The organism is Gimibacter soli (assembly GCF_028463845.1).
GTDB classification, from domain to species: domain Bacteria; phylum Pseudomonadota; class Alphaproteobacteria; order Sphingomonadales; family Kordiimonadaceae; genus Gimibacter; species Gimibacter soli.
In genome coordinates this window covers 502,078-515,048 of the sequence record NZ_CP116805.1, presented here as the reverse complement: position 1 = coordinate 515,048, position 12,971 = coordinate 502,078, and the positions used below count along the sequence as shown (strand labels likewise).

The 12,971-nt window shown below is 61.8% G+C and carries 12 protein-coding genes; 3 read left to right on the top strand and 9 right to left on the bottom strand.

Features of this window, described 5'->3' with window-relative positions; all coding sequences use genetic code 11:
* The first annotated feature begins 52 nt into the window (after positions 1-52).
* Entirely contained in the window at positions 53-745 is a 693-nt protein-coding gene (locus PH603_RS02445) for a response regulator transcription factor (protein ID WP_289504336.1), read from the top strand.
* A 92-nt stretch (positions 746-837) separates the two neighbouring features.
* On the opposite strand, the gene PH603_RS02440 is transcribed toward PH603_RS02445, so the two are convergent.
* Genes PH603_RS02440 through PH603_RS02425 form a run of 4 tightly spaced genes read right to left on the bottom strand, consistent with a single transcriptional unit; the run spans position 838 to position 5,446 of the window.
* On the bottom strand, positions 838-1,623 hold the full coding sequence (locus PH603_RS02440) for an exodeoxyribonuclease III (RefSeq protein ID WP_289504335.1): 786 nt from the start codon (positions 1,621-1,623) through the stop codon (positions 838-840).
* A gap of 19 nt (positions 1,624-1,642) precedes the next feature.
* On the bottom strand, positions 1,643-2,224 hold the full coding sequence (locus PH603_RS02435) for a hypothetical protein (protein WP_289504334.1): 582 nt from the start codon (positions 2,222-2,224) through the stop codon (positions 1,643-1,645).
* Positions 2,225-2,234: 10 nt separating this feature from the next.
* Positions 2,235-2,918, bottom strand: a complete 684-nt coding sequence (locus PH603_RS02430; protein ID WP_289504333.1) for a LolA family protein — start codon at positions 2,916-2,918, stop codon at positions 2,235-2,237.
* Complete coding sequence (locus PH603_RS02425; protein WP_289504332.1) at positions 2,918-5,446, bottom strand: FtsK/SpoIIIE family DNA translocase; 2,529 nt, start codon at positions 5,444-5,446, stop codon at positions 2,918-2,920. The genes PH603_RS02430 and PH603_RS02425 overlap by 1 nt, the downstream gene beginning before the upstream one ends.
* A 157-nt stretch (positions 5,447-5,603) precedes the next feature.
* Between PH603_RS02425 and PH603_RS02420 the strand changes: the two genes are divergently transcribed.
* Together PH603_RS02420 and PH603_RS02415 are read left to right on the top strand one after the other, a co-directional pair.
* Entirely contained in the window at positions 5,604-6,821 is a 1,218-nt protein-coding gene (locus tag PH603_RS02420; RefSeq protein ID WP_289504331.1) for a UbiH/UbiF/VisC/COQ6 family ubiquinone biosynthesis hydroxylase, read from the top strand.
* Positions 6,818-7,285: a DUF2244 domain-containing protein gene (locus tag PH603_RS02415; protein ID WP_289504330.1), complete on the top strand. Its 468-nt coding sequence runs from the start codon at positions 6,818-6,820 to the stop codon at positions 7,283-7,285. Before PH603_RS02420 ends, PH603_RS02415 begins: the two co-directional genes overlap by 4 nt.
* 2 nt (positions 7,286-7,287) lie before the next feature.
* Here PH603_RS02415 and PH603_RS02410 read toward each other — a convergent pair whose 3' ends face one another.
* The 5 genes from PH603_RS02410 to PH603_RS02390 all read right to left on the bottom strand — a co-directional run bounded on the left by PH603_RS02410 (position 7,288) and on the right by PH603_RS02390 (position 12,926).
* Positions 7,288-7,680, bottom strand: a complete 393-nt coding sequence (locus PH603_RS02410; protein ID WP_289504329.1) for a hypothetical protein — start codon at positions 7,678-7,680, stop codon at positions 7,288-7,290.
* On the bottom strand, positions 7,673-8,083 hold the full coding sequence (locus tag PH603_RS02405) for a hypothetical protein (protein WP_289504328.1): 411 nt from the start codon (positions 8,081-8,083) through the stop codon (positions 7,673-7,675). Before PH603_RS02405 ends, PH603_RS02410 begins: the two co-directional genes overlap by 8 nt.
* On the bottom strand, positions 8,083-8,886 hold the full coding sequence (gene dapB / locus PH603_RS02400) for a 4-hydroxy-tetrahydrodipicolinate reductase (RefSeq protein ID WP_289504327.1): 804 nt from the start codon (positions 8,884-8,886) through the stop codon (positions 8,083-8,085). Before dapB ends, PH603_RS02405 begins: the two co-directional genes overlap by 1 nt.
* A gap of 98 nt (positions 8,887-8,984) precedes the next feature.
* Entirely contained in the window at positions 8,985-11,717 is a 2,733-nt protein-coding gene (locus tag PH603_RS02395) for a TonB-dependent receptor (protein ID WP_289504326.1), read from the bottom strand.
* Between the two features lie 153 nt (positions 11,718-11,870).
* Positions 11,871-12,926 carry an SO2930 family diheme c-type cytochrome gene (locus PH603_RS02390; protein WP_289504325.1) on the bottom strand — a complete coding sequence of 352 codons (1,056 nt, stop codon included), beginning with the start codon at positions 12,924-12,926 and terminating at the stop codon, positions 11,871-11,873.
* Between the last annotated feature and the right edge of the window lie 45 nt (positions 12,927-12,971).

Sequence of the window (12,971 nt, the reverse complement as noted above, 5' to 3'; positions counted from 1 at the left end):
ACTCGAAGCCCGAGGCACAAGACACGACAGCAAAGGCCAAGGAGCAAACAACATGGCGACCCGCAAAATCCTGCTTGTGGACGATGACGAAGATCTGCGCGAGACGCTGGCCGACCAGCTGGCGCTTTGTGACGAGTTCACCACCCATCAGGAAGGCACGGCCGGCGCCGCGCTCGACTGGCTTTCCAAAAACCAGGCCGATCTTCTGGTGCTGGACGTGGGCCTGCCCGACATGGACGGCCGCGAACTGTGCCGCCGCATCCGCAAGAACGGGATCAAGACCCCGGTGATCATGCTGACCGGTGTGACCTCGGATGCCGATACCGTCCTTGGCCTTGATGCTGGCGCGAATGATTATGTGACGAAGCCTTTCAGCTTCAACGTGCTGCTGGCCCGCGTGCGCGCCCATCTGCGCCAGCACGAGCAGACCGAAGACGCCACCTTCCATATCGGGCCCTACCAGTTCCGCCCGGCAGGCAAACTGCTTGAGGACCAGGGTGCCCGCAAGAAGGTGCGCCTGACCGAGAAAGAAACGGCGATCCTGAAATATCTTTACCGCGCCGGCGGCAAGCCGGTTGGCCGGGAAGAGCTGCTGACGGAGGTCTGGGGCTATAATTCAGGTGTGACCACCCACACGCTGGAGACCCACGTTTACCGCCTGCGCCAGAAAATCGAGCCCGAGCCCGGTGCAGCACAATTGCTGATCACCGAGCCCGGCGGCTACAGCCTGCAGGCGCTCGGCTGATAGAACTCGTCACCCCGGACTTGATCCGGGGTCCATATTTGCGGCAAGCACCACTGGATGCCGGGTCAAGCCCGGCATGACGAGAAATTTCTTCAAAACTCGAAATCAGCGACGACGGGTGCGTGGTCAGATGGCTTTTCGCCCCAGCCGCGCCCGTCGCGCAGCACTTTTGCCCCGCGGATCGCAGCTTTCAGCGACGGGCTCGTCCACACATGGTCGAGCCTGCGGCCCTTGTCGGCGTTCGACCAGTCGGGCGAGCGGTAGGACCACCAGCTATAGAGCTTTTCGGGAAGCGGCACGATCTCGCGGCATACATCGACCCACTGGTGCGCATCCAGAAGCGTGAACAGCTTGTCGGTCTCCACCGGGGTGTGCGAGACGACTTTCAGAAGCTGCTTGTGGTTCCAAACATCATCGGGGTGCGGCGCCACGTTGATATCGCCCACGAGGATCGAGGGCTCAGCGAGCTTTTTCGACCATTCGATCATCTCGTCCAGAAACTGCAGCTTGTGGGCAAACTTGTCGTTGATCGCAGGGTCAGGCTCATCGCCGCCTGCCGGCACATAGAAATTGTGGACGGTCTGGCCTGTCGTGAGCTTCACCGCGATATGCCGGGCGTCGCCCTTGCCGCACCAGTCCAGCGAATAGCTTTCCGCAAACGGCGCCTTCGCGGCAATCGCCACGCCGTGATGGCTTTTCTGGCCTTTGATGGCCAGATGCGGCATCCCGAGATCTTCAAAGAAGCGGCGCGGGAAATCCGGGTCCATCACCTTGGTTTCCTGCAGGCACAGCACATCGGGCTGATGCGTGCGGATGAGATGCTCGACAATATCAAGCCGGGCCCTGACCGAGTTGATGTTCCAGGTAACAATGCGCAAGGGCTGATCCTTTCGTCGGTCAGTAGATGAGGAAACTGGCGCCGGTGACGCCAATGGGCCAGCGCCCGCGTTCAAAAAGCCGGAAACGGAGCGCGAAGGGGTGATCGTCATCGGCCCCGGTCAGCATCACAAGAGCGGCCTGATGCACCGCCTGCACGGCGGCCCCGGCGGCGGCGCGCACAAACTCGCCGTCGTCGATCCTGAGATAATCCGCGGCATCTTCGGCCGCCGCTTCAATCGCCGGGATCGTGCTTTCATTGATATGCGTCAGCACCATTTCGAACGTATCTTCGTCAAGCACCGCCAGAAGATCATCGGTGAGCGAGGCGCGAAGCTGCTCTTCCGCTTCCCACGAGGGGCTGTTGATATCGTTCGATTCCGCTGCTGCCGCCGCATCTTCCCAGTCAAACAGGAACGCGGGTTCGGCTTCCGGGAAACCGAGTGCGGGGCCGTAAGCTTCGGCAATGCGCCGGTCGTTATCCGACGGCGTTTCGCCAAGCGTGCGGAACCAGTGCATATTGTTGACGACCGCGATGAAGGCGGCGACGCCCGAAAGGGTCGGCAATTCTTCCAGAAGATCGTCGATATCGATATCAGCCATGATGATCCCCTCAGCGCGTGCGGCGGCGCTTGGAAAGGCCGCGCGGGTCTTCAAACGTCCAGAGCTTCTTTTCAAGCTCGGGATTGAGGATGGCGTCCACGAGCTCGACATAGGTTTCCTGCGCCTGTGCATCCTTCACGAGCCAGCCTTTCAGCGTCAGCGTGTCGGGCTCGCCCGCGCGGCGTTCGAAAAAGATCGTGATGGTGCCAAGCTCGGGCCGGTTTTCGTCGCGCGCATGCACGGCCACAATCCGCTCGTCACCGCCCGGTGCCGCCTGCACCTGCGCGCCAAGGCGGGCAAGATCCACATCGCGGCCAAGGAGCAGCCGCAAGGGCGTATCGTCGATCGGCCAGCGCGTTACCTGCCCGACTTCATAGTCGATAAGGTTGAGGGCTTCACCGTCCGCCACCACAAGGAAAGGCACATCGCCCGCGTAATCAAACCGGATGCGGCCGGGCCGTGCCATATAGACCATGCCCGAGGTGATCTCGCCCGAGGGTGCATGCTGCACGAAGCCGGCCTTCAGGCTCTGGGTTTCGCGGAAATAGCGTTCCACCGCCTTGAAGGCAGCGAAGATCGGGTCTTCCTCCATCGTCGCTTCCTCAAGGGGCGGCAGTTCGGCTTCCTGCGCCGCTGCCATGCCTGAGAAAAAGACCGAAAGGGAGAGAAGGAGGGGCGCAAAAGCGCGCTTCATCAGTATTCTTCCTCGCGTGCCGGGACCAGTACTTCGCGCTGGCCTTTGGCATTGGGCGCGCTGATCACGCCTTGTTGTTCCATTTCCTCGATCAGCGAGGCGGCCTTGTTGTAGCCGATCTTCAGCCGCCGCTGGATATAGCTGGTGGTGGGCCGCCTGTCACGCAGCACGATATCCACCGCCTGATCATAGAGGCTGGCATCATCGCCACTATTGCCGCCGCCGGATGGACCGGGGATGAACGGGCTGTCGAAGCCTTCTTCAGGTTCTTCGGTGACTTCCGCCTTATAGTCCGGCTGACCCTGCAGTTTCAGGTGATCGACGATGGACTGTACCTCTTCGTCCGAGACAAAGGCACCATGCACGCGAGTGATGCGTCCGCCCCCCGCCATATAAAGCATGTCGCCCATGCCAAGGAGCTGTTCGGCGCCCTGCTCCCCCAGAATGGTGCGGCTGTCGATCTTCGAGGTGACCTGGAAGCTGATCCGGGTCGGGAAGTTCGCCTTGATCGTACCGGTGATCACGTCAACGGACGGCCGCTGAGTCGCCATGATCAGGTGAATTCCCGCCGCCCGTGCCATCTGCGCCAGTCGCTGGACAGTGGCTTCCACGTCCTTGCCGGCAACCAGCATCAGGTCAGCCATCTCGTCGATGATAATGACGATATAAGGCAGCGGCTGGAAGTCGAAGCGCTGTTCTTCATACATCGGCTGGCCAGTTTCCTTGTCGAAACCAACCTGAACCTCGCGCACGAGCTCTTCGCCGTTGGCGCGGGCTTCCTCGATCCGCTTGTTGAAAGCCGCAAGGTTGCGCACGCCAAGGCGCGACATGTTGCGGTAGCGGGTTTCCATCTCGCGCACCGCCCATTTGAGCGCCACGACCGCCTTCTTCGCTTCGGTCACCACAGGGGTGAGGAGATGCGGAATATCGTCATAGATCGACAGTTCCAGCATCTTGGGGTCGACCATGATCAGCCTGAGCGTTTCGGGCGTATGCCGGTAAAGGAGCGACTCGATCATCGTATTGATGCCGACCGACTTGCCCGAGCCCGTAGTACCGGCGACCAGAAGGTGCGGCATGGTGGCGAGGTCAGCGATCACCGGAGCGCCGCCGATATCCTTGCCAAGCGCCACCGGCAGGCGGGCCTTGGTCATTTCATATTCGCGGCTCGCCAGCAGTTCGCGCAGGTAAACCGTTTCGCGCTTCTGGTTCGGCAGTTCGATCCCAATGGCGTTGCGACCCGGCACAACGGCCACACGGGCCGAGATCGCGCTCATCGAGCGGGCGATATCGTCGGCAAGGCCGATCACACGGGCCGATTTGGTGCCGCGGGCGGGTTCGAGCTCATAAAGCGTGACAACGGGGCCGGGGCGAACGTCATTGATGTCGCCCTTGACGCCAAAGTCATCAAGCACGCTTTCCAGCATGCGGGCATTGCCGTCCAGTGCCTCGGTCGACAGGCTGTCGATCTTTTCACCGGGCTTGGGCGGGGCCAAGAGTTCCAAGGGCGGCAGGCGGAAGCCGTCACTGTCGCCCAGATCGAAGGCACGCTGGGCCTCGATTTCCTCGCGCTTACCCTTCACCGGGTCCTGCCGGGCCTTCACGCGGCTGCGGCTGGCGGGGGTTTCGTCCATTTCAAAAGGCGGCAGGTCGTCGTCATCGGGCTCAGTGTCCACAAAGACGGGGGCGTGGTCGGCTGCTTCACCGATCACCGGTTCGCGGCGTACAGCACGCGCGGCGCGGCGCGAGGCCGTTTGTTCCGCCACCCGGCCCTTGGCAAAGCCGGCTGCCTTGACGACGGCGAGAACGCTATGGGCGAGGCCCCATTTGAGCCAGCGCCAGCTCATCGCCACGGCGATATAAATGCCGCGCGCGATGGTGCGCCATTCTTCGCCCGAAAGCGCCAGCGACACAGCATAGGCCGGCAAGCCCAGCGCCACGAAAACGAGCGCGAAAATCCATTTCGGCAGCACCAGCGCGCCGAAAAGCGTGATGACATAACTGTAGAACATCTGGCCAAGCGCACCGCCATAGCCCGCCTGCACCGGGAAATCGCCGCCCGGTGCCACCACACTGATCGCGGTGGAGAGAAGGATCACGCCAACCGGCAGGAAGGCGAGATTGATCCAGAAAAGGCGCAGCCATTTGAGCCTTGCGATCTTGAAGCCCCAGACGAGCAGCGGCAAGGCAAGGAGATAGGCGCCAAGCGCCAGCGTCTGCATCAGGATATCGGCAACCGCCGCGCCCGGCGCCCCCATCATATTGGTGACAGGGCCATCCGCGATGCGATTGAGCGTCGGGTCCATCGGATTATAGGTCGCGAGCGACAGCACAAGCATGACGCCAAGCGCCATCAGGAGAAGGCCGAAACCACGCCAGGCGGTGGACTTCAGACCCGTCACGACGGCAGGCGGCAGGATCGGCGCCGCACCACCCTTGCGGGCAGCGGGTTTCGAGGAAACGCGGCGCGGGGAGCGGGATGCCGCAGCCTGAGCCTTGCCGGGCTTCTTGCCCGCTGTCCGTTTCACTCCCTTTACGCCTGTCACTGTCTGCCTGTCCCTGATTTGTTCTGCATGAGCCCGGCCACTTTACCCAGACCGCCGGGGCCCTGACAAGTAGGCGTTGGCCATGCTGGACAGCAAGCCCCCAAGGGCGTAGAGCAGAAGGGAGAGAGGAGCCCGCGCCATGCCACACGATCAGACGACCGATATCGCCATCCTTGGTGGGGGCCTCGCGGGTCTTGCGGCGGGCATCGGGCTCGCGGCGCACGGCCTTGATGTGACCGTGATCGACAGGGGCGAGCCGGGCGACCAGACGCTCGAAAGCTTCGACGGGCGCTCAAGTGCCATCGCCTATGCCAGCTGCAATCTTCTGAAAGCCATCGGCGTGTGGGACCATCTTGAAGGCCGCCACCAGCCGATCAAGGAAATCCGCGTGTCGGACGGCCCGTCGCTGATGCATCTGCATTTTGACCACCGCGACCTCGGCGCCGGACCGCTTGGCGAGATGGTTGAAAACCGCCACATGCGGCTGGCGCTTCATGCCCGCGCCAAGGAATTGCCGAACCTGCGCCATCTGGCACCCGCAAGTGTCACCGAAATCGAGCGCGATGCAGCCACCGTCCGCCTGACCCTCGCCGACGGCAACACGATCAGTGCCCGCCTCCTCCTCGGGATCGACGGGCGTGCCAGCCAGGCACGGCGGGCAGCCGGCATCACGGCAACCGAATGGGGTTACGATCAGGTTGGTATCGTCTGCTCGATCGAGCATGAGCTTCCGCATGGCGGTGTGGCGCATGAGCGTTTCCTGCCGTCCGGACCCTTTGCGATCCTGCCACTGACCGGCAATCGTTCCTCGCTTGTCTGGACCGAAAAGCAGCATCTGGCCGACACGGTGATGGGCCTTTCGCCGCGCGCCTTCGAGGCCGAAGTGCAGCGCCGCTGCGGCGATTTTCTGGGCAAGGTGAAGGTGATTGGCGGGCGCTGGTGCTATCCGCTGACCCTGCAGTTCGCTGACCGCTATACCGACACGCGACTTGCACTGGTGGGGGACGCCGCCCACGGCATCCACCCGATTGCGGGTCAGGGCCTCAATATGGGCCTGCGCGATGTGGCCGCCCTGATCGAGGTGATTGTTGATGCTGCCCGGGCCGGGCTCGATATCGGATCGGGCGCGGTGCTTGACCGCTACGCCCGTTGGCGCGAGTTCGACAATGTGACCCTTGCGGGCGTCACCGACGTGCTGAACCGTCTGTTCTCGAACGATATCGCACCCGTTCGTATCGCCCGCGACCTTGGCCTTGCGGTGGTCGACCGCATCCCGCCCCTGAGGAATTTCTTCATGGCGCACGCGCGCGGCACGGTCGGCACGCTGCCGAAGCTCCTCTCCGGCGACCGGTTGTGACGGGCCGGGCCCATCTGGACCTGATCGTTTATCCCCACCGGTCACTGAGCCGGCGACATTTCAAGCGCCTGATGTGGGTGATTGGCGGCATCACCGGGCTTGCCGCCCTGCGCTTCCTGTTCGTGGGGGCGTGGCCTGTCGTGCTGTTCGTGGCTGCCGACATTTTTGCCATCTGGCTTGCCTTCACCATCAGCTACCGCCGCGCCCGGCTGACCGAAACGGTCCGCCTGACGGATACCGATCTTCTGGTGGAGCGGCGCTACCCGAACGGACGACGCGAAAGCTGGCGGCTGGAGCCCTACTGGGCCAAGGTGAAGCTTCTGGAAGACGACCGCGGCGGCACCGAGCTGACCATCACAACCCACCAGCAAACGGTGAGCCTTGGCGCCTATCTGAACCCTGCCGAACGGCGCGACCTTGCCGCTGAAATCCGAGAAGCGCTGGAGGCGTGGCAGCGGCGCTAGGTCTAGTCGTCCTCAGGGCGGACTTCCCGCATGGTTGACGGAAACTCTGCCTCCAGTTCATCCCTCCGGGCATTCATTGCTGCACGCCATTCAGGGTCCAGGATCGCCTGCCTGAAAATCAGCCCGGCGCCTTTGAACTTGTTCAGGACCGAAAGGTAATCCCAGGCCGCCGCTTCCACCTCGCGGTCCCGGCCTTCCCCTTCCTTGCCAAGGGCTTCGTCGGGCATGTCTGAAGACGCGAAGCAAAGCCCCACCAGATGCTGGGAAGGCGCATATCCTGCCCGGGCGAGCGTCAGAAATTCAGCAAAAGCCTCTGCAAAGGCGCCGGCACGGAGCATTTCGGTCGCAGCCATATGGCGGTCATAGCATGCCTCATCGGACTGATCGTCAGTCATCGTCTTCGTCCGGCAAAGTATCCTGCACGGCCGCCGGGAACTCGGCCGCCAGTTCGTCAACGCGGGCTTCCATCGCGGCGTGCCATTCGGGGTCGAGGGCCGCCTGCTTGAAAATCAAACCCGCCCCATCAAAACCGTTCCGGACCGAGATACAATCCCACGCAGCCGCTTCCACGTCGCGCTCCCAGTCCTGTGCTTCCTCGCCAAGGGCCTCGTCCGGCATATCCTCGGAGCCGAGGCAAAGGGCCGTCACATGCTGGGCCGGTGCATAGCCCTCGCGCGCGAGGGCCAGATAGTCGGCAAAGGCGGCGGGCATATCACCGCTCGCCAGCTTTTTACCGGCGGCATTGAGGCGCATCTGACGGCCAAGATCGGAAAGCTTGTCACCCGTCATTCCACCCATCATTGGCCCCCGAGCTGCAGCTTCAGCACATCCTGCATCGAATAACGCCCTGCCGGGACAGTCGCGGCGAAACGAGCTGCCACCACGGCACCCTTGGCGAAAAGGCTGCGATTTTCAGCCTTGTGCGACAGGACGAGCCGTTCACTATCCGATGCAAAAATGACTTCATGTTCGCCGATCACAGCGCCGCCCCGGAGGGTTGCAAAGCCGATTTCGCCAACAGGCCGTTCGCCGATCACCCCGTCACGCGCCTTGCAGGCGACCGTATCCAGATCAACACCGCGACCCTTGGCAGCAGCTTCCCCCAGCATCAGCGCTGTGCCAGAAGGTGCGTCCACCTTGTGACGGTGGTGCATTTCAAGAATATCGATATCCCAGTCATCGCCCAGCACCCGGGCGGCTTCTTCCGTGAGCGCCATCAGGAGATTGACGCCGAGCGAGAAATTGCCAGCCTGGACGATAGCCGTCGATTTGCCCGCTGCATCAAGGGCCGCATGATCACTGGCCGTGAGCCCCGTCGTGCCGACGACAAGGGCCGTTGCCGCCACTGTCGCCGCTTCGGCATGCGCGGCGGTGGAGCCGGGCGCCGAAAAATCGATCACCACGTCCGAAATTTCGAAAAGGCCCGCAATATCGGCAACGATGGGCGCGCCCGTACCGGCAAGTCGCTGGCCCGGATTGCCAGCCCGGTCGATACCGCCCGCGAGCACGAGCCCGTCCGCAGCTGTCACCACGGCGGCAACCGCCTGTCCCATGCGGCCCATGCATCCGATGATGCCGACCCTCAGCGCCTGTTCCGCCATCGCATTTCCTTTCATCCGGTGCAGAAGCCCTAGCAAAGTGACGGGCAAAAGAAAAGGCCGGGCGAACCCGGCCTTCCCGTAAAGCTGGTGTCGGCGCCTCAGAAGCGCGCGGTCAGATCGATGCCCCAGATACCGGGCATCCGGATTTCGGTCCGCGGGGCCCCCATCGTATCGACAACAAGACCACCGGCGCCGCCAAGATAGCGATTGCTGAAGATATTGTTGGCGAAGACCGACAGGCTGAAGTTCTCGTCTTCGGTCGACCAGGTGATCCGGGCATCGGTGTAGTTTTCGGCCACACCGGTTTCCCAGGTCACATCACCCACCGTGACAATGCCGCACGAGCCGGCATTACGGCAAAGCTGGTTCTCGCGATTTGCCGAACTGTAGCTATGAGCTACATGGAAATCGAGGAAACCACGGGTGCCGAGATCGAACCGGTACATGCCGCCGAACGAGATGCGGGTGGAGGGCACACCGGTCGGTTCGCCGATGAAGGGATCATCATCGCCGTCCGACGTGTCGTCATCGCCGCAGTTCGATTTGCAGGTGATGTCCTGGAAGCCGGCGTTGGCAAAGAGGCGCATACCTTCAACCGGCACCCACAGCAATTCAAGATCGATACCCTTGCCCGAGGTATCGGTCGTCTGGGTGACATATTGCGGTACGTTCGAGCCATCGACCGTGGTCAGGCGGATCGACTGCCGGTCGTCATAGCGATAATGCCATACGGCCGCATTGAAACGCAGCGTGCGGTCGAACCATTCCGACTTGAAGCCGCCCTCGATGTTCCAGACTTTTTCGTTGTCGAAATAACTGTTCACCTCGACCGAGTTGAAGCCGCCCGCCTTGTAGCCATTGGCGTAAGAGGCAAAGACCATGAAGTCGTCGGTCAGTTTATAGTCCACCACAACCCGCGGGCTGAGGTTGTTCCAGCTGTCCTTGCGCTCGAACTCTTGGCCTTCAAGGCTTTGGTTGAACACGAGGTCACCGTTGCCGCCAAGGATACTGGCGAGGAGCATCTGGTGAACATCGGCGAGATTCATGCCGATGGCCGGGATGGTCAGCTCGTCATAGCCCGAGATGGTGCGTGCACCGTTGAACCATTCCCACGATTTCTTGTCGTGGGTGAAGCGGATGCCCGCCGTAAGGTTCAGCCGGTCGGTCAGGGCATAGGTGGCGTCTGCATAGGCCGCATACGCCGAGTTGCGACCGACACCATACATGGTTTCTTCCCAGGTGCGGCCGAACATGGTGGTGCCGAACGTCTGGGCAAGCTGCTCGAGCGATGCACCGGGCAGTGACGGATCGAAGCAGGAAAGCGGCACATCGTTCAGGAGGCTGACGAACCCGCCAAAGCTGTCGAGCATCAGGCTGTCGCACGCATTGAAACCGTCGGTCGGATCGAACGCGAAGGCGAGCGCACCGGGCGTAGCGCCGACGTTATAGAGCGTATTGTCGATCGAATCTGTGGTGCCGTGCGTGGCCGAAGCCTGCTCGGCGCGTTCCTTGAAGAAGGAAACGCCTGCCGTCCAGGTCAGCGGGCCACTGACGCCGTTGAGGCGCAGTTCCTGATAGAAATGCTTGTTGTCCTCGATATTGTCCGTATCGAAATAGAAGGTGGGGTCGGCGGTGCCGTCCTCGTCCTGCAGGTTATTGGTGCTGAACTTCTTGAAAGCCGAGACCGAAGTGAGCGTCGCCCATTCGAAATCATGGGTGATCGTCAGGTTCACCCCGTAAAGGTTGCGGTTCTCGGCGCCGTTATGAATGTCGCTGGCGAGCGGCCCCAAGGGATCGGCCCCGCCTACCGAGGTCGCAGGCTTGAAGAAGTTCCACGAGGCACCCGGGTTGCTCGGCACATAGCCGAACGGCGCGAAGCCGGCATAGATGGCACCAAGGGGCACAGCATCAAGTGCCGATAGCGGTGTATCGCGCGTGAAAGGAAGCCCGAGGAGCGGTGCGATGCCAACAAGCACATCGCCCTGTCCCGGAATGTCGCCGAGCGTATCGGCGCTCGGGTTATACCGATAACCGCCATTCGAAACGCCGATGATCGGCGGATTCTCGTCCTGCCGGGTACGATCGAACTCGTAGGCAAGGTTGACAGAGGTCTGCGGAGAGGGCTCCCAGCGCAGCTGGACACGGCCTGTGTCGTTATTCTCGCGGCCGTAATCTTCGCCGGTGAGCGCATCCTTCACATAGCCGTCCTGATTGTTGACAAGGAGGTTGGCGCGAAGGGCCAGCGTTTCGGTGATCGGCAGGTTGATCATCGCATCAAGCTGCTGCTTGTCGAACCGGCCATACCGCAGCTTCACCTTGCCTTCAGTTTCGTTCATCACCGGTTTCTTGGTGATGATCGAAATGGCGCCAGCCGCCGTGTTGCGGCCAAAGAGCGTGCCCTGCGGGCCTTTCAGTACTTCAACCCGCTCGATATCCGAGAAGAAGACGATGGCAGCACCCGAGCGTGCCGCGTAAACGCCGTCCACATAAAGGCCGACCGCTGGATCGGTGCCCACACCGAAGTCGGAGGTCTGCACGCCGCGGATCTGGAAGGAAGGCTGGGTGACGCTGGTGCCGATCTCAAGGCCCGGCGTATAGGCGACGAGGTCACGCATGTCCTCGGCCGCAACGATATCAAGGAATTCACCCGAAAAGGCATTCAGTGAAATCGGCACATCCTGTGCCGACTGTTCGCGTTTCTGGGCCGTGATGACGATCTCTTCAAGGCCGAAGACATCCTGCTCCTCCTGCGCTACCGCAGCTTGGGAGCCGATCATGGTGGCTACACTTGCGCCCGCCAAAAGCCGGGCAATGACATCCGTGGAAAGCATGCGTTTCCCCTCCGCTTCCTTTTTACGGGGCTGCTTGTTCAATTGCCGCCCCTTTTCCCTAGCCAAACCGTTCTCAGAACGGCCACAAGGGCTTGCAGCCATATGCCTGCAAGCCCTTTATTCATTCCCCCCGGATCTATGAAGCGGATAGGCCTATTCCTTCATACTGTTGATCCAGTCGGAAATCAGTTTAACCCCCTCCGCATGGGCGACGGTTCGTCCGAGCTCGGGCATCATCACACCCGGATCGACCGATTCCATACGGAACGGAATGATGGACCGGTCGGCATGACCGGGATCAATGTCATAGGCGAGGTTACCGGAGCCGCGGCCGGCCGCCACGGGGCGCTTTTTCAGCCCCACCTGGTTCATGCGTGTTTCGCCGTAAATGAGGAACAGCCCCGAGGTGGAGGCCGGCCCTTCCATGCGGTGGCAATGCGCACAGTTCACATCAAGATAGGCCCGTGCCCGCGCATCAAGGCTTGCCGCTGCGTCATCCGGTGCCGGGACGCGCGGGGCCTGATCAGGCGACGGTGCGCCGGTCAGGAAGCCGATGGCTGCAAGATGTGCCAGCTGGTTCTGCGTGTTACCGGCATAAACATTATCGCGGTTCATGTTCCGCGCCTTGGGGCCAATCGGTGAAACCGCCTTGTCGAACACATGGCAGCCTTTGCACTGGTTCTTGTTCGGCACCACATACTGGATGCTGCGCGGGGCGCCGCTTTCGTCCGTCCAGCTGACCGGGATGGTAGCGCCCGCGACCTTCAAAACGGCGTCCGACTGGTCCTCGTTCCAGACATAGGCCCAAGTGACCCAGCCTTCGGCCTGATGGATCAGGAGGCGGGTTTCAAGCAGGCGGATATTGTCGTCCGGTTTGCGGAAATCGGCGGGATAGGCAAAGGTTTTGACAAGCGCGCTGCCGACCGGGAAATCAAGGACTTCCGTGTCGTCATAGGCCGCCGTCTTGCCTTCAGGCACATAGATGAAGCGGAACTTGTGGGCATAATCGGTGAACAGCGGGCTGATCAGGTCATAGGCCACCACCCGTTCGCCCGGCACCTGCGCCGCCCCGTCGGCAAAAAGGCCATAGTCCGACAGAAGCTTTGCCGGGCGCTTTGCCATCAACACGGCGTCATTGACGGCAGCCGCCGCGCCCGAAAGCGCGAACATCGCTGAAATCACCGTCAAAAGCCCGAAAAGACGCCTCATTACGCGTTCCTCTTCACATCCCTACTCGCTGAAAACAGGGCCTGC